Source organism: Suttonella indologenes (assembly GCF_900460215.1).
In the GTDB taxonomy this organism is placed as follows: Bacteria; Pseudomonadota; Gammaproteobacteria; order Cardiobacteriales; family Cardiobacteriaceae; genus Suttonella; species Suttonella indologenes.
In genome coordinates, this window is the sequence record NZ_UHIA01000003.1 from 24388 (window position 1) to 39932 (window position 15545).

Genomic DNA, 15545 nt, shown 5'->3' on the forward strand with positions numbered 1-15545 from the left:
ATTCCAAAAGAAAATAGCAGCGCTGCTTTACGCGCCTGTGATTGCAGGTTAGCATAGCACGCTTTATCACCGCACTTGCCGATTTGCCATTACTTCTATGAACTTCCAAGCCATTAACCGCATCGCCATGTGGCGCGTCTTCATTTTGTCCATGTCGGGCTTTATTTTTAACACCACCGAATTTATCCCCGTCGCCCTGCTGACCGATATCGGCAAAAGTTTTGCCATGAGCGCCGAACAAACCGGCATCATGATTACGCTCTACGCTTGGATTGTCGCCCTCTGCTCCCTGCCATTTATGCTGCTTACCGCCCATATCGAGCGGCGCAAATTGCTGCTGATACTATTCGCGATTTTTATCACCAGTCATATTATCTGCGTGATTGCTTGGAATTTCCCCGTGCTGATGATCGGGCGCATGGGCATCGCCTTTGCCCATAGCGTCTTTTGGGCGATTACCGCAGCTTTGGTCATGCGCGTCGCCCCGCGCAGCCGCAAAACCCAAGCCATCGGGCTCTTTGCTATGGGCGTATCCCTTGCCACCGTCTTAGGCTTACCGTTGGGACGCCTCATCGGACAATTCTTCGGCTGGCGCATGACCTTTGCCATCATCGCCGTTATTGCCAGCCTGATTATGATTAGCCTGTGGCGCATACTGCCGCAGCTGCCGAGTAAAAACTCGGGTGATTTAAGCAGTTTAAGCAGCCTCATCCGCCGCCCCGCCCTGCTCTGCCTGTTTGCCGTTACCGTGATTTTCGTCAGCGGACATTTCACCGCCTACAGCTACATCGAACCCTTTGCCCTGAAAATCGGCGGCTTCTCGTCCAGCCATACTACGCTGATTTTGCTCTGGTTCGGCATTGCCGGCATCATCGGCAGTCTGGTATTCAACCGCTTCCAACCGCCGCTCAAACAGCATTATCTGCCGCTCTGTCTCTTCATCAGCACCGCCATGATGCTGCTCTTCGCGCCCATTCGCGCCAGCAAAACCCTATGGATTATTCTGCTGCTCATCTGGGGTATTGCCGAAATGGGCGTCATACTCTGCTTACAAATCCGCGTCTTAAAACTCGCTCCCGACGCCACTGATGTCGCCAGCGCCATCTACTCGGGCATTTTCAACCTCGGCATCGGCGGCGGCGCGCTCATCGGCAGCCAAATTGCCGCCAGCAGCTTCGGGCTAAACAGCATCGGCTACACCGGTGCGGTATTCGTACTTACCGCCTTCGCCCTTACCTTGTGGCTAAACCGCCTCAGCCGCCATCTTTATCGCTAAAGGAAGACCATGCGCCAAATCATCTTTGACACCGAAACCACCGGCATGAACAAAAGCAGCGCCGACAAAGCCGAAGGACACCGCATTATCGAACTCGGCTGCATCGAAATCATCGACCGCCGCCCCACAGGTAAAACCTTGCATCTCTACTTCAATCCGGAACAAAAAGTTGATCCTGAAGCCGTTGCCGTACACGGCTTGGACAACAAACGCCTTGCCAAAGAACCGCTCATCGGCGACAAATGGGAGGAAATCGAAGCCTTTTTAGACGGTGCGGACGACCTCATCGCCCACAATGCTAGTTTTGACTGCCAATTCCTCAACCGCGAACTCGCCCTTGCCCGACGCGGCTACCGCATTGAAGACAAATTCAATATTATCGACACACTCGTCCTCGCCAGAAAAGAATTTCCGGGGCAGCGCGTCAACCTCGACGCCCTATGCAAACGCTTTAACATCGACAACAGCGGACGCGAAAAACACGGCGCCCTGCTCGACAGCGAACTGCTGCTTGAAGTCTATCTCAAACTCACCAGCAGACAATCCGCCCTCTTCGGCGCGCCGCAAGAAACCAGAGCGCAACACAAAAAAAGTACAAGCCATAATACGGCACAGCCGGCAAACGGTGCATTTACATGGCTCGCCGCTCAAGCCAGCGAAGAAGAAATCTCAGCACATCAAGCTATTATAGACAGCCTGCGCCGTTAATCACACAAAAAAGCCGCCCATTAACGGCGGCTTTCGCATCTTTTAGCATTTATAGCTTCTTCAGATTAAAATGAGACAATAAAAATTTTCAACATATTGAAAATATTTCAATATGTTGTTTTAAGGCGTATCATTTTAATCTGAAGAGACTATATATTATCCGTAAAAACAATAAGCTGATTATTGCAACCAAGATCCGTCCTGATGCTGCGCTTCTACGCCGATGCTGCCATAGACCCGCGTTTCGCCGTCCTCATTGCTAATCCCCACATGATTGCCCTGCGAAATGCGCGGCGGCTGACCTACCGGCGCAAACTCCGCCCTGCCTTGCAACTGCGGCGCTTGCTGGCAAGCACTCAAAACCAATAGACACAAGCCTGATAAAAAACAAGTTTTCATCGCTTTCTCCTTCGCTAAAAGGCAAGATTATACGCCCTTTTGCCGCATGAGTTATATCAAGTCAATCTATAAAAAAATTCTGTATAGTCTCTATTCATCCACACGACTCATAGTTAGCTTTTCCGCCCGACATTAGGCGATTAAGAAGATTTGTTTGGATTTAAGGAATATCTATTTACAAAGTCAAAAAACTTGATTATATTAACCTAACAAAAGGAGAAGTTATGTATTTACGTTTAGCCCTCATTGCTGTCCTCTCTGCCGCCCTGCCCGCCTTTGCCAAAGACTGCCCTCTACCTGAAGGCTTTAGCGCAGTCGATCCCTTTGCCGCAGCAATCAGCGACAGCAAAATGCCCGAAGGCTACGTCTTATTCAACCTCTGGGCATTGTGGTGTGCGCCCTGCCGCGAAGAACTGCCGCTACTCGATGCTTATCTCGCAGAAAAACCCGCAGCATTAAACGTATTTGCCCTTAATCTCAATGACGGCGAAGAAGCTTCCGCCGCTCTATTTAAAGACCTGAATATTCAGCACCTCGAGCCGCACAGCAGCGCAGATACGGAATTACTTAGCCGCTTCAAAGCGGTAGGACTTCCTTATACCGCCATTATCCGCGACGGCGAAGTCATCGCCACTAAAAACGGTATCTTAAAAGAAACCGACAGCATTACCGATTTCATCACTTGTCAAACAGGAGAAAATCCATGAAAAAACTCGCTCTTGCCCTTGCATTAGCCCTACCCTTTGCCGCCCAAGCCGCAGACACCGCCAGCAACCAACTCAGCGAATGCTACATCCAAGAAATCATTCCGGGTAAAAACATGACCGGCGGCGGCTTCCTGCTGCAACACAGCGGCAAAGAGCAGAAAATCGTCAAAGCGGAAATTCCCAGCATCACGAAAACTGTCGAATTGCACGAAATGATTATGAAAGACAATGTCATGCAAATGCAGCAAATCACGGAATATCCCTTAGAAGAAGGCGAAAACCGCTTTAAAAAAGGCAGTTTCCATCTCATGCTCATGAATGTCGCCGAAGACAAATTTCCCACAATCGGCTCAACGCACACGGTAAAACTCGGTCTAGATGACGGCGAAGTCTTAGAATGCGAGGCAAAAGTGCTGAGTGTCTCCGAAGTCATGGCGCTTTTTGAAACCAAAGTAGAAAGCGCGCATGCCCATCATCATGATCATCATGGACATAGCGACAAACACGATCACGAGCATGGCGACAAAGCCGCTCCCGCCGTACACAAACATTAAGATCTACAGCCGATATCCTGCGATATCGGCTTTTTTCAAATACCCTTCATTCAGCGATTATAGTTTCTTCAGATTAAAATGACATGCCTTAAAGCAACATATTGAAATATATTTCAATATGTTGGAAATTTTTATTGCCTCATTTTAATCTGAAGAAACTATAAAACAAGCCGAGACTCTATCATGGCTATCTTAATCGGCTCTAAGCGCATTTTTCCCTGCAATCTGCCATAAACGCGCCACATTTTCCGCAGTAGAAATCAAATTCTCGCGCCCTGCTTGCAAGGTATTTTCCAAGCTGTTTATTTGGCGGATAATCGGAAAGACCGCATCTATGCCGGCTTCATATACCGCAGGATAATCCTCGCGCAGACTGCCGACGATAGCAATAACCGGTTTGCCGGCGGATTTGGCAAGTTTCGCCACACCGATAGGCGTCTTGCCGTGCACGCTTTGTCCGTCCATACGCCCTTCGCCTGTAACGACGATATCCGCATCCGCGATTGCCGCCGCCAAATCCACCGCTTCAATCACCATTTGTACCCCTGAACGCAAACGCACCTGCGGCAATAACATTAGACCACCGCCCATGCCGCCTGCTGCGCCGGCGCCTTTCGGCGTTTGAATGTCTATGCCCAGCTGAGCTTGCACCTGTTCGGCAAAATGACGCAAGGCGGCATCAAGCCTTTGAATATCCGCCTTTGTCGCCCCTTTTTGCGCACCGAAAACCGCAGAAGCGCCATGCTCCCCGCACAAAGGATTATCCACATCGCAAGCCACTTCAATCCGCGTTTCCTGCAGGCGCGGATCCAGCCCGCTCATATCAATCTGCGCCAAATCAGCCAATGCCGCGCCGCCAAAAGACAGGGATTTTCCCGTCTTATCGACAAATTTCGCTCCTAAAGCCTGCAACATGCCCACGCCGCCGTCATTGGTCGCGCTGCCGCCGATGCCTAAAATAATGCGGCGCAATCCCTTATCCAATGCGGTGCTAATCAGCTCGCCGGTACCGTAGCTGGTGCTTATCAGCGGATTGCGTTTGTCCGTCGGCACCAAATGCAAGCCGGAGGCTTCCGCCATTTCAATCACGGCACTTTGTCCGTCGCCCGTCATGCCCCAAGAAGCGGAAACCTTATTGCCCAAAGGCGCGGTGACTTGCGTGCTGAATTTCTCGCCCTGCGTAGCATCGACAATCGACTGCACCAAACCTTCGCCGCCGTCAGCCATCGGTACCAGTCGATATTGCGCCTGCGGCAAAATGCGCCGAAACCCTTCGCCAATCGCCTCGGCAACCGCCAAGGCGGTCAAACTTTCTTTAAAAGAATCGGGCGCTATCACTATTTTCATAATTTTCTCCTCTTAAAGCAGCAGCAAAGATAATACATAAACGCTCAATATGCCTGTGATGCCCATGATAAAAGTTAGAGCGGTTTGCGTGCGATAACCCTGCTGCGGCGTGAGTTTGGAAAAATTCGTCACGACCCAGAAATAGCTGTCATTGGCATGGGATATGCACATCGCTCCGGATGCAATCGCCATCACGGTCAATGCCGCCGCCATTTCCGTATTTAAGCCTAAGGCGGTCATCATCGAGTCATCCGCATGGAACATGCCCATAATGGAAGCGGTAGTAATAATGGCTACCGTCGAACTGCCTTGGGCGGTTTTCAAAATGGCGGAAATCAAGAAGGGAAAGAAAATGCCGACGCTGCTTAAATTTTGTGCATTTTCCTTGATATATTGCACAAAACCCGCTTGCGTAATCACATTGCCCAATACGCCGCCCGCCGCCGTAATCAGCAAAATCGGACCGACCATCTGCAACGTATCGTTTGTCAATTGATTAAATTGCGGCATTTTGCCCGTATCCGCCAACAGCACAATCGCCGCCGATACGCCGATAGCCAAAGCAATCACCGGACTGCCCAAAAATAAGCACAATTGCGCAAATCCGCCGCTAAAGCCCGCAATTTTGACCACAGAACTCAAAGCCATAAAGAAAATCGGCAAAACAATCGGGGCAAGACTAAGCAGGACATTTGGCAAGCGTCCGTAATGCCGCAATAAATCTTCATAGCTTTGCTGCACCTCGACATCGCTTGCCTGCTCTTGCTCTGCAAGCGACATCTGCTTGCTAATATATTTGGCAAACAGATAACTGGCTAATAAAACCGGCAGAGAAACCAGAATGCCCACGCCGATTACTAACAGCAAATTGCCTTCCAAACCGACGGAAGCCGCTGCCGCAATCGGACCGGGCGTCGGCGGAATAAATACATGAGCGGCATACAAACCTGCGCTCAGCGCCACTGCCAAAGCCGCAGGATGCGCGAGTAATTTTTTACGAATCGCCTCGCGGATAGGATTTAAGACCACAAAACCGCTGTCGCAAAAAACGGGAATCCCCACAATCCAACCCATCAGCAACATCGCCAATTCAGGCCGCTTCTCGCCTACACGCCGCACCACCATATCGGCCAATTTCAAAGCGGCGCCTGTCTTCTCCAAGACCGTGCCGATAATCGCTCCGAAAATAATCACAATGCCGATGCTTTTGAAAATCGCGCTGAAACCGTCGCCGATAATGCCTGGAATGCTCGCCAAAGGCAGATTCGCCACCAAAGCCAAAGCCAAGGACACCGCCATTAAGGCTAAAAAAGGATGCACGCGCCATTTGGCAATCATAAAAATCATCAAAGCAACCGCGATGACAAAACACACAATCAATCCGATACCTGTCATACAAACTCCTCTATATATTTTTTTGCTGAAAACATTTGCCGCAAACCTATCATGCCGGCGCAAACGCCCTAGCATTGTATGCTATTTTTCAAACAAAACTATTGTAAAAATATTATTTAACTTCAGACTGTTAAAACAAAACACCCAATCAAAAATAAAATCATCCCGACTGATAAAAAACAAAGGATAATTTTTCCCTGAGCCGAATTCCGCTAAAATGCCCTTTTTTCTTAAGGACAAGCACATGATTGATAATGAAGTCTTTAAAGCCGCTATGCGCCTCTTCGCCAGCGGCATTACCGTCATCACATGGAAAACCACCGCCGCGCCTATCCAAGGCATTACCGTCAGCGCCTTTTCCTCCCTCTCGCTCAATCCGCCTTTGGTCTTGTTTTGTGTGGATCATCAGGCGCATATTTACCCGGAGCTCAGTCAGCAGCAACATGTCTGCGTGAATATTCTCGCCGCAGGACAAACCGCCCTCGCCTACCAATTTGCCGGCGGCGACCGCAACCACTTAGAAGCCCATCTACATCATAACAATGCCCTTGCCCTGCCCATGCTCAAGCAAGCTCAAGCCAATTTGCTCATTAATATCCAAAACATCATCCGACAAGGTGATCATGACATCTTCGTCGGTTTGGTCGAGGAAAGCGCCGTCTATCCGGAACGCGCACCGCTGTTGTATTACAACAGCAACATCAGCGACGGCGTCTAAGCATGGCGCTCATCGACTGCCTGCACGCCGCCAATAACGCACGCGCGGCGGATTATCAAGCCCTGTATATCGCTGGACAGCGCGTCGGACTCATCCGCCGCACACAGAAAAGCCTGCTTGCCGATTACGGCTTTCATCTGCACGCCCAAGGCGAGGCATTGCATTGGCAAAGCCAAGGCGATTGCGCCGCCAACACAGCTTTTCTTGCCGATATCTGCCGACAAATGGCAAAAGACGGCATTGTGCAAGGCTGGCGCGACGAGCTTTATCCCATCGCCATCGATTACCAACAGCTCCCGCTTGCCTTAGTCGAACGTGCCGCCATGCCCTTATTCGGCGCACGCGGCTATGGCGTGCATGTCAACGGACTGGTGCAGAAAACGGACGGCATCTATATGTGGCTGGGTAAGCGCGCCGCCGATAAACCCACCTCACCGAACAAATTGGATCAAATCGCCGCCGGCGGACTACCTTATGGCATCAGTGTCTTTGCCAATATGCAGAAAGAATGCGCCGAAGAAGCCAATATTCCCGCTGCCCTCAGCGCCCAAGCCCGCGCCGTCGGTATGGGCAGCTATTATCATGAAGTGGCAAACGGCATCCGTGCCGATATGATGTTTTTCTACGACTTATGGCTGCCAGCAGATTTTATCCCCAGCAATAGCGACGGCGAAGTTGCGGAATTCTTCTGCTATCCGCTGAGCGAAATCATCGCCATGCTGCGCCAAGACAATCATTCCATCAAATACAATTCCGCGCTGGCAATCATCGATTGCGCCATCCGCCATCAGCTCATCACGCCCGACGAAGCGCATTATCAAAGCATCTGCCACCTCCTGCGCGCACAAGACCATTTCGGAGAAAATTTTCCCGTATAAAAACCGAAAATTAAATAATTCCGCGGAATTTTTCGCCGCAAAGACTTGCAAGGCTGAAAAATTCCGCTATAATTCGCGCTTCCATTTTTTGATGGGTCGTTAGCTCAGTGGTAGAGCAGTTGGCTTTTAACCAATTGGTCGAAGGTTCGAATCCTTCACGACCCACCATCTTTATTATCTCCTTTCTTAGGGGGTCGTTAGCTCAGTGGTAGAGCAGTTGGCTTTTAACCAATTGGTCGAAGGTTCGAATCCTTCACGACCCACCATTTTTTATTCCTTTAGCAATTTGCATAAAAATTTGCCTCAGCAATCTGAGTATCTTATTATCTTCAAGACAAAATCCCTCTCTCATCTCTTCTTATTCCTCGATTAATCCTGCAAAAAAACGGCAGCATTGCCTAAACTTATTTCTCATTTCATTAGGCTGCTTATCAAGCATAAATTTCAAACGCATGAATATAGTCGGAGAAGTGAAAAAGTAGTACAAGGCGGCGAGCCGCAGACAGTACAAGAGCGTACGGCAAGGCGAGCCAACGCCGTATGCTCTGTGCTGCCTGCGGCCTGCCGCCTTATACCACTTTTCTACCTCTCCGACATACAAAGACGGGATTACAAAAGATGTAAAACGAATTAAGACCTTATTATTGCGATTAATCGACCATACAAACATCTCAAAATAAACCGCAGGAATGATCAGATGATGTAAAGAATTTTTAAGACAGAAATAGAAAAACCCCTAAAGGGGCATTCATAAATGGGGTGGATAATGGGACTCGAACCCACGACCTCCGGAATCACAATCCAGCGTTCTAACCAACTGAACTATATCCACCATTGATGTATTGTGGTTCTTCACCGATTTGCTGGCGCACCCGGCAGGGCTCGAACCTGCAACCTACGGCTTAGAAGGCCGTTGCTCTATCCAGTTGAGCTACGGGCACATAAGATAAAGCATTCTTTGATGGTCGGAGTAGAGGGATTCGAACCCCCGACCCCCTGGTCCCAAACCAGATGCGCTACCAAACTGCGCTATACTCCGTTTCAAAGAAGTGCGCATTTTATAGATGCGCACCAAATGCGTCAATATTTTTTTTCGCTATCTGCAAATATTTTTCTATCTCTATGTTTTAAAAAGATACCCAGCGCACCATTTGCGGCACAAATGCCAGAATCACGAGCATCAGCAGCTGCAAGGCGATAAAAGGAATCACGCCTTTGTAAATATCGGCGGTTTTCACGCTTATCGGCGCAACGCCGCGCAGGAAGAAGAGGGCAAAGCCGAAAGGCGGCGTGAGGAAGCTGGTTTGCAGGTTAATCGCCACCATAATCGCAAACCATACGGGATCCACGTCCATTTGGAAGAGAATCGGCGCCACAATGGGGATAACGATAAAGACGATTTCAAAATAGTCTAAAACAAAGCCCAGCACAAAAATCACAAACATCACCACAAAAATCGCGCCGATTTTGCCGCCGGGGAGATTAGACAGCCAATGCTCAATCAGCAAATCGCCGCCATAGGCACGAAATACCAATGAAAATAATGAAGCACCAATCATGATTAAAAAGACCATAGCGCTGATTTGCAAGGTTTCGCGCGGTACGTCAATCAACCAGCGCAGAGAGCTCGGTACGCCGTTTTTTCTATCGACCAAATAGCGGACAAAGGCAATGACTAATGCGCCGAATGCGCCGATGCTGGCGGCTTCGGTCGGCGTGGCAAGTCCCATCAAAATAGAACCTAATACGCAGAGAATCAAAGCCAAAGGCGGTAGCAGCACAAATAAGAGGCGCAAATAGAAGTGTTTGCCGCGCAATTGGGCGCGTTCTGATTTATCAGGCAGGGGCAAGTCGTTCGGCGTAATCAGCGTGCGGATGAATATGTACAATAAATACAAACCGACAATGCACAAGCCCGGCACGACCGCACCGGCAAATAAATCGCTGACGGAGACGGTATCGGGAGCGAAATTACCCATTTTCATTTGCGATTCGCTATAGGCATTGCCTACCACATCACCTAAGACAATCAACACGATAGACGGCGGAATGATTTGCCCCAAAGTGCCGGAGGCGCAAATCACGCCGGTAGAGAGTTTCGGGTCGTAGCCGTTTTTAAGCATGACGGGCAGGGAAAGTAAGGTCATGGTTACCACTGTTGCGCCGACAATGCCGGTGGCAGCGGCTAATAGTGCGCCGACAATGGTGACGGTAAATGCCAAACCGCCGCGCATGCCGCCGAATAAGAGCGTCATCATACTTAGCAAATCTTCGGCAATTTTCGCTTTTTGCAGGGTCAGCCCCATAAAAACGAAGGTAGGCACGGAAATCAGGGTTTCATTGGTCATCACGCCGCCGAACAAGCGATTGGTAATCATCGGCAAAACACTCATATCCACATCGAAGAGCGGCGCCATGCCCGCGAAAATCAGGGCAACCCCTGCTAAAGACAAGGCAACGGGATAGCCCATTAAGAGCGCCATTCCCAATGCTACAAACATGACAATTGCAAGCCATTCCATTTTACTGTTCCTCCGTGATATGCCATTTGCCTATTAATATCAGAATATTGCGCAGTAATTCTGCAATGCCTTGCATAAACATCATAATGGCGAAAGCCGGCAGCAGAGATTTGAGCAAATACACATAGGGCAAGCCGCCCGGTTGGGTGGAGGCTTCGCGGTATTTCCACGCACTGGCGGCATAATTCCAGCCGTAATAGGTAATCAAGGCAGTAAAAGGGAATAAAAACAAAATGGTGCCGATAATATTCAGCAGCGCGCGTTTGCGTGAGGATAGTGTGCGGTACAGCACATCGACCCGCACATGCTGATCGCTTTGCAGGGCATAGGCGGCACCTAGCATAAAGACGCTGGCATGCATATACATGACCAATTCTTGCAGGGCAATCGAGGTCATATTAAAAACATAGCGCATCACGACCAAATAGGTCGTAAGCAATACCATGGCTAAGGTCAGCCAAGCGCAGATTTTGCCCACGGCGATGCTCAAGCCGTCAATCAGACGAATAATTTGCTGCATAATTTACCCCTCTTTCAGATTCGTGCGAGGTTCTGCGGCGGCAGTATGGGCATAAGAGCGGTCTTGATAGAAATCTTCGATGATTTTCAACGCGCCGTCGGCATCATCGACCACCGTCATCAAATCCAAATCTTGCGCGGCGATTAAGCCCATGCCGAGCAATTGCTCGCGCAGCCAGTCCAATAATCCCTGCCAAAATTTGCTGCCGACCAAAATCACGGGAATTTTGCGGCTTTTACCGGTTTGAATCAGGGTCAGGATTTCCGCCAGTTCATCCAGCGTACCGAAGCCGCCGGGAAGGACGATATAGGCATTGCAATATTTGACAAACATGGCTTTACGGGCGAAAAAATAGCGGTATTTCATTGAAATATCCTGATAAGGATTACCTTTTTGCTCATGCGGCAATTCAATATTCAAGCCCACCGACAAGCCATGCGCCCCTTGATAAGCGCCTTTGTTTGCCGCCTCCATAATTCCCGGGCCGCCGCCGGAAACGACGGAAAAACCGGCATCGGACAAACGTTTGCCGATGTCTTCCGTTAATTGATAATAAGGATTATCCGGACGCAGGCGTGCCGAGCCGAAAATGCTGACCGAAGGGGTGATGACCGATAAACGTTCAAACCCATCGACAAATTCCGACATGATTTGAAATACTTTCCACGATTCTCTCGAGAGCTGCTCATTCCCTTCCCCATGCAAGGGCTTTGGCGGAATACGATGTTTTATTTCCATGATAAATCTGCGTAAAAAGTTCGCTATTCTGCCGACTTTTCGCATTTATCTCAAGTATTTCATGAGAGAGATTTGGCTAAATATCGGGTAGAAAAAACGCGGCGTTTTTGCCGCGTTATGAGTAAAAGACGGCTTTATTAAAAGCCTAATGATTTTATGTGGCGTTGAAGCTTTGTCTTACATTATTCCTCATCATAGGAATAGCCTTGTTCTTCGCCGAATTCGTCGTCGCTGTCTTCATCATCATAATACCAGCCGCCTTCATCGTCGCTATCGTCAGAAAAGCCGCCCCAGTTCAGACTGTCGCCGCCGAGTTCCTGCACTTCCTCTTCGTAGTCCTCGTCTTCATAGTCTTCATCAAAATCTGCTTCTTCGTAAGCATCGAAGTCGTCAAAATCTTCAAAATCGTCCGTTTGCATATTGCCTCACTTAAAGCGTTGTTCCAAATCCAATAAAAAAGCCTTACGTTCCAATCCGCCCGAATAGCCCGTCAATGCGCCGTTTTTCCCAATCACGCGATGACAGGGTACGATAATCGAAAGCGGATTTTTTCCGTTTGCCGCCGCGACTGCGCGCAGCGCCGAAGGCTTGCCGTAAAGCGCCGCCTGTTGGCTATAAGTCCATGTTTCGCCGTAAGGAATCTGCTTTAGCAAGTCCCAAACGGTGCGCTGAAAGACGGTGCCCGGCGGCGCTAATGATAGGCGAAATGCGCGCAATTTGCCGCAAAAATAATCCTCAAGCTGCGATTGCGTTTCCTGCAAGAGCGGAGTCTGCCCTACCCGCAGCCGGCATTGATAATATTTTTCTAATGTTTCTTCAATCGATTGCCGCATTTTCGGCTTGTCGATAAAATCCGCATAGACCAAAGCCGCATCCTCGCTTTGAGTATAAGCAGCGGCGAGCATGATGCCAATCGGCGTTTCTATTTCTGTACTGATTAAAGTAGGCATAGCAGGTTTTCGTTAAACAATAGAAGACTTATCTTACAAGACTACCGCCTATGAACAAACTCTGCGAAAATGCGCGCTTTATTTCTTGCGGAAATCTTTTTATGACTATTGATATCGCCATTACCCTCAGCATCGCCATCATAGCGACTGTTTTATTCGCCACCGAAAAAATGCGCATGGATGCAGTGGCGATTCTGGTGCTGGCAAGTTTGGCTTTATTCGGACAAATTTCACCGCAAGAAGCTTTAAGCGGCTTTAGCAATTCCGCCACGATTACCGTAACCGCTATGTTTGTATTAGCGGCGGGCCTGCAAATCAGTGGTGCATTGGACGGCATCGGCGCTTTGCTAGGACGTGTCAAATCGCCTTTGGCTTTTCTCTTAGTGCTGTTTGCGATTGTCTCGCTGATTTCACCTTTTGTGAATAATACGGCGGTGGTAGCGGTCTTTATTCCGATTGTGATTGCGGCGGCGAAAAACATTAAATTTCCCGCCTCCAAAGCTCTGATTCCGCTGTCTTTCGTCTCGCAAATGGCGGGAGTAACCACGCTTATCGGCACCTCGACCAATTTGCTCGTCAATTCCATTGCCCAGCAGCAGGGGCATCGCGGCTTCGGCATGTTTGAGTTTTTTCCGCTCGGCATCATTTTTCTGATTATCGGCTACGTGTATTTGCTGACGGCTGGACGTTGGCTGCTGCCGGATAATAGCGCTCATCTGATTGACGAACGGCAAGACCTCGGCAAATACGTCGCCGAATGGCGGGTCAGCGCCGAATCACCGCTTGTGGGCAAAACCATTGCCGATGCGGTGGATTTAAACCTCTATATCATCGGCGTATTGCGCGACGGCGAACGCCTTTCCACACCCTCACAGCAAGTCTTGCAGCGTCATGACATTCTGCTGGTGCGCGGTTTGCCGGAAGAACTGCTCAAACTGCGCGACCAATTCGCCCTCAAAGCCTTTTCCGTCTATGCGCATCAGCACAACAGCGATAATGCCGAAACTCAATGGGTCATCGCCGAAGTCATGGTTGCGCCCAATTCGCAATGGATAGGCGGCAACGTCGCCCTGCTCTCGCAGCGTTGGAATCGCAACAGCACCGTCGTCGGCATTCAGCGGCGCAGCAAAATCGTGCGCGAACGTCTGCGCCGCATTCATTTTCACGTCGGCGACATCCTATTAATGATTCTGCCCAAAGAAGACATCGCCGATTTGCGCCGCAATCAAGACTTCATCATTCTCTCGGAAAACCACGAACGCAAAAAAACCGACTGGCGCGCCCATTTTGCCATCGGCGTAATGATTGCCGTGATTACCGCCTCCGCAGTAGGGATTGTCCCGATTACCATTACCGCCCTCATCGGCGCCGTCCTCATGGTCTGCGCCGGCTGCTTGAGTGCGGAAGAAGCCTATGCCTCGATTGATTGGCGCATCATCATCTTATTGGCAGGACTGCTGCCCTTAGGCGCTGCCATGAACAACAGCGGCGCGGCGGCATTTATCGTCGAGCATACCCTCGGGCGCTTCAACGATGCAAGCCCCTTAACAATACTTGCCATTCTCTATCTGATGACCATGGTGCTCACCGAATTGATGAGCAATGCCGGCACCGCCGTGCTGATGACCCCGATAGCCGTATCCACCGCCAATATGCTCGACATTAACGCCTCACCCTTGATTATCGCCGTCATGTTTGCCGCCGCCACCAGCTTTATGACGCCGGTCGGCTACCAAACCAATACCATGGTTTACGGCGCCGGCGGCTACCGCTTTACCGACTTCATCAAAATCGGACTGCCGCTGAACCTGCTCTACTGGGCGCTCGGCATCCTCTTTATCCCTATGATTTGGCCATTCTCATGAACATCATCCTTTACGGCATCAACAACTGCGACAGCGTTAAAAAAGCGCGGCAATGGCTCGCCGCCCAAGCAATTGAGCATCAATTTATCGACTTCAAAAAACAAGCGCCGGATGAAAACCTTATTCGCCAATGGTTGGAACAGATCGAACTCGCCCAAGTACTCAACAAACGCAGCAGCACATGGCGCGGACTGAGTATAGAAGAACAAGCGCAAGCCGAAACCACAAGCGGCGCCATCGCCCTGATGATGCAATATCCCAACCTGATCAAACGCCCTCTGCTGCAACATGCGGGCGGCATTGCCCTTGGCTTTGATGCCGCCCTTTATACACAACTGTTCTGTGAGTAAGCCCTGATGAAATCCACCCTGCTGATCAGCCTGATGGCCGGATTTGCCGCCGGCAGCGCCGCCGTCGGCCTCTATCATTTCCACTTCCAGCGCCAGCTGCTTGCCGACTTCGACCGCCAGGTGCAGGCGCGCATCGAAGCGCTGGCGCAAGAGCAAAACGCCGCCAGGGCGGCCGCCGTGGCCGATGCCCTGCATAAAGAATATCTGCTGCAAGCCGTGCGGGCGGTGCAAGGACTGCGCACGCCCATTGACATCCTGCTGGCAGAAGAGGCCCGCCTGCCCGCCAATTTGCCCGATCTCGGCCTGCCCCCGCAATGGCAGATCAACGCCAGCGTAGCGCCTGTGCAAATGTCTCGTAAAGGCGAATTCATCTTACAGCCGCTGCCTGCCACCGGCATCCGCGGCAGCGTGCGCATTACCATCGCCGACCCCGACGCCTTGGGCGAGAAAGACGGCTTTTTCCAAGGCGTACGCCTGGAATGCGTCAGCGACATCGACTTTGTCGCCCAATATCTGCCCGACTGCCGCTATCAGTCTGTGATGCCTTAGGCGATATTGATACTTAAGCGACTTTAAGAAACTCTTCGACAATCATAAGATAAGGAAATACACCGAATC

17 protein-coding genes and 5 tRNA genes are annotated in these 15545 nt (G+C 50.3%); 11 read left to right on the plus strand and 11 right to left on the minus strand.

The features are described from left to right. Positions 1–97 precede the first annotated feature (97 nt). Complete coding sequence (locus tag DYC63_RS00535; protein ID WP_115217444.1) at positions 98–1276, plus strand: sugar transporter; 1179 nt, start codon at positions 98–100, stop codon at positions 1274–1276. Between the two features lie 9 nt (positions 1277–1285). Beyond that, positions 1286–1984 carry a DNA polymerase III subunit epsilon gene (gene dnaQ, locus DYC63_RS00540; RefSeq protein ID WP_115217445.1) on the plus strand — a complete coding sequence of 233 codons (699 nt, stop codon included), beginning with the start codon at positions 1286–1288 and terminating at the stop codon, positions 1982–1984. Positions 1985–2164: 180 nt separating this feature from the next. On the opposite strand, the gene DYC63_RS00545 is transcribed toward dnaQ, so the two are convergent. Then, positions 2165–2383, minus strand: coding sequence for a hypothetical protein (locus DYC63_RS00545; RefSeq protein WP_115217446.1), 219 nt, complete (start codon positions 2381–2383; stop codon positions 2165–2167). 224 nt (positions 2384–2607) lie between these two features. Between DYC63_RS00545 and DYC63_RS00550 the strand changes: the two genes are divergently transcribed. Further along, complete coding sequence (locus DYC63_RS00550; RefSeq protein ID WP_115217447.1) at positions 2608–3090, plus strand: TlpA family protein disulfide reductase; 483 nt, start codon at positions 2608–2610, stop codon at positions 3088–3090. Then, entirely contained in the window at positions 3087–3644 is a 558-nt protein-coding gene (locus DYC63_RS00555) for a copper chaperone PCu(A)C (protein WP_115217448.1), read from the plus strand. Before DYC63_RS00550 ends, DYC63_RS00555 begins: the two co-directional genes overlap by 4 nt. Positions 3645–3836: 192 nt before the next feature. Here the strand turns inward: DYC63_RS00555 and DYC63_RS00560 are convergent, their stop codons facing one another. Together DYC63_RS00560 and DYC63_RS00565 are read right to left on the minus strand one after the other, a co-directional pair. Beyond that, on the minus strand, positions 3837–4991 hold the full coding sequence (locus DYC63_RS00560; RefSeq protein ID WP_115217449.1) for a glycerate kinase: 1155 nt from the start codon (positions 4989–4991) through the stop codon (positions 3837–3839). A 12-nt stretch (positions 4992–5003) separates the two neighbouring features. Then, complete coding sequence (locus DYC63_RS00565; protein ID WP_115217450.1) at positions 5004–6386, minus strand: GntP family permease; 1383 nt, start codon at positions 6384–6386, stop codon at positions 5004–5006. Between the two features lie 244 nt (positions 6387–6630). Between DYC63_RS00565 and DYC63_RS00570 the strand changes: the two genes are divergently transcribed. From DYC63_RS00570 to DYC63_RS00585, 4 genes are all read left to right on the plus strand, one after another. Further along, on the plus strand, positions 6631–7104 hold the full coding sequence (locus tag DYC63_RS00570; protein WP_172459347.1) for a flavin reductase family protein: 474 nt from the start codon (positions 6631–6633) through the stop codon (positions 7102–7104). 2 nt (positions 7105–7106) lie between these two features. Then, a complete protein-coding gene (locus DYC63_RS00575) occupies positions 7107–7982 on the plus strand; it encodes an NUDIX hydrolase (protein ID WP_115217452.1) in 876 nt (291 codons plus the stop codon). A gap of 93 nt (positions 7983–8075) precedes the next feature. Further along, positions 8076–8150: transfer RNA gene (locus DYC63_RS00580), tRNA-Lys, on the plus strand. A 23-nt stretch (positions 8151–8173) separates the two neighbouring features. After that, positions 8174–8248 (plus strand) — tRNA-Lys (locus tag DYC63_RS00585). Between the two features lie 489 nt (positions 8249–8737). Here the strand turns inward: DYC63_RS00585 and DYC63_RS00590 are convergent. The 8 genes from DYC63_RS00590 to DYC63_RS13290 form a co-directional block, all read right to left on the minus strand. Continuing rightward, a tRNA-His gene (locus DYC63_RS00590) sits at positions 8738–8814 on the minus strand. Positions 8815–8846: 32 nt separating this feature from the next. Continuing rightward, positions 8847–8923: transfer RNA gene (locus tag DYC63_RS00595), tRNA-Arg, on the minus strand. 21 nt (positions 8924–8944) lie between these two features. Next, positions 8945–9021 (minus strand) — tRNA-Pro (locus tag DYC63_RS00600). 88 nt (positions 9022–9109) lie between these two features. Next, on the minus strand, positions 9110–10504 hold the full coding sequence (locus tag DYC63_RS00605; protein ID WP_115217453.1) for a TRAP transporter large permease: 1395 nt from the start codon (positions 10502–10504) through the stop codon (positions 9110–9112). Between the two features lies 1 nt (position 10505). Next, positions 10506–11024 (minus strand): TRAP transporter small permease subunit, encoded by a 519-nt coding sequence (locus DYC63_RS00610; RefSeq protein WP_115217454.1) that lies wholly within the window; start codon positions 11022–11024, stop codon positions 10506–10508. A gap of 3 nt (positions 11025–11027) precedes the next feature. Continuing rightward, a complete protein-coding gene (locus tag DYC63_RS00615; RefSeq protein WP_115217455.1) occupies positions 11028–11762 on the minus strand; it encodes an LOG family protein in 735 nt (244 codons plus the stop codon). Between the two features lie 182 nt (positions 11763–11944). Continuing rightward, complete coding sequence (locus DYC63_RS00620; protein WP_115217456.1) at positions 11945–12181, minus strand: hypothetical protein; 237 nt, start codon at positions 12179–12181, stop codon at positions 11945–11947. A 6-nt stretch (positions 12182–12187) separates the two neighbouring features. After that, positions 12188–12595 carry a methylated-DNA--[protein]-cysteine S-methyltransferase gene (locus DYC63_RS13290; RefSeq protein WP_342769715.1) on the minus strand — a complete coding sequence of 136 codons (408 nt, stop codon included), beginning with the start codon at positions 12593–12595 and terminating at the stop codon, positions 12188–12190. Positions 12596–12813: 218 nt separating this feature from the next. Between DYC63_RS13290 and DYC63_RS00630 the strand changes: the two genes are divergently transcribed. The 3 genes from DYC63_RS00630 to DYC63_RS00640 are packed head-to-tail and all read left to right on the plus strand — an operon-like array spanning position 12814 to position 15476. Then, the gene (locus DYC63_RS00630; RefSeq protein ID WP_115218025.1) at positions 12814–14577 is read left to right on the plus strand and encodes an SLC13 family permease; all 1764 of its coding nucleotides are present in this window, start codon (positions 12814–12816) and stop codon (positions 14575–14577) included. Beyond that, positions 14574–14927, plus strand: coding sequence for an arsenate reductase (locus DYC63_RS00635; protein ID WP_115217457.1), 354 nt, complete (start codon positions 14574–14576; stop codon positions 14925–14927). The genes DYC63_RS00630 and DYC63_RS00635 overlap by 4 nt, the downstream gene beginning before the upstream one ends. A 6-nt stretch (positions 14928–14933) precedes the next feature. After that, a complete protein-coding gene (locus tag DYC63_RS00640; protein WP_115217458.1) occupies positions 14934–15476 on the plus strand; it encodes a hypothetical protein in 543 nt (180 codons plus the stop codon). Positions 15477–15545 lie beyond the last annotated feature (69 nt).

Excerpts from the sequence above, each read along its gene's own strand:
- DYC63_RS00535 (WP_115217444.1), top strand. The coding sequence starts at position 98 with ATGAACTTCCAAGCCATTAACCGCATCGCCATGTGGCGCGTCTTCATT.
- dnaQ (WP_115217445.1), top strand. The coding sequence starts at position 1,286 with ATGCGCCAAATCATCTTTGACACCGAAACCACCGGCATGAACAAAAGC.
- DYC63_RS00545 (WP_115217446.1), bottom strand. The coding sequence starts at position 2,383 with ATGAAAACTTGTTTTTTATCAGGCTTGTGTCTATTGGTTTTGAGTGCT.
- DYC63_RS00550 (WP_115217447.1), top strand. The coding sequence starts at position 2,608 with ATGTATTTACGTTTAGCCCTCATTGCTGTCCTCTCTGCCGCCCTGCCC.
- DYC63_RS00555 (WP_115217448.1), top strand. The coding sequence starts at position 3,087 with ATGAAAAAACTCGCTCTTGCCCTTGCATTAGCCCTACCCTTTGCCGCC.
- DYC63_RS00560 (WP_115217449.1), bottom strand. The coding sequence starts at position 4,991 with ATGAAAATAGTGATAGCGCCCGATTCTTTTAAAGAAAGTTTGACCGCC.
- DYC63_RS00565 (WP_115217450.1), bottom strand. The coding sequence starts at position 6,386 with ATGACAGGTATCGGATTGATTGTGTGTTTTGTCATCGCGGTTGCTTTG.
- DYC63_RS00570 (WP_172459347.1), top strand. The coding sequence starts at position 6,631 with ATGATTGATAATGAAGTCTTTAAAGCCGCTATGCGCCTCTTCGCCAGC.
- DYC63_RS00575 (WP_115217452.1), top strand. The coding sequence starts at position 7,107 with ATGGCGCTCATCGACTGCCTGCACGCCGCCAATAACGCACGCGCGGCG.
- DYC63_RS00605 (WP_115217453.1), bottom strand. The coding sequence starts at position 10,504 with ATGGAATGGCTTGCAATTGTCATGTTTGTAGCATTGGGAATGGCGCTC.
- DYC63_RS00610 (WP_115217454.1), bottom strand. The coding sequence starts at position 11,024 with ATGCAGCAAATTATTCGTCTGATTGACGGCTTGAGCATCGCCGTGGGC.
- DYC63_RS00615 (WP_115217455.1), bottom strand. The coding sequence starts at position 11,762 with ATGGAAATAAAACATCGTATTCCGCCAAAGCCCTTGCATGGGGAAGGG.
- DYC63_RS00620 (WP_115217456.1), bottom strand. The coding sequence starts at position 12,181 with ATGCAAACGGACGATTTTGAAGATTTTGACGACTTCGATGCTTACGAA.
- DYC63_RS13290 (WP_342769715.1), bottom strand. The coding sequence starts at position 12,595 with ATGCGGCAATCGATTGAAGAAACATTAGAAAAATATTATCAATGCCGG.
- DYC63_RS00630 (WP_115218025.1), top strand. The coding sequence starts at position 12,814 with ATGACTATTGATATCGCCATTACCCTCAGCATCGCCATCATAGCGACT.
- DYC63_RS00635 (WP_115217457.1), top strand. The coding sequence starts at position 14,574 with ATGAACATCATCCTTTACGGCATCAACAACTGCGACAGCGTTAAAAAA.
- DYC63_RS00640 (WP_115217458.1), top strand. The coding sequence starts at position 14,934 with ATGAAATCCACCCTGCTGATCAGCCTGATGGCCGGATTTGCCGCCGGC.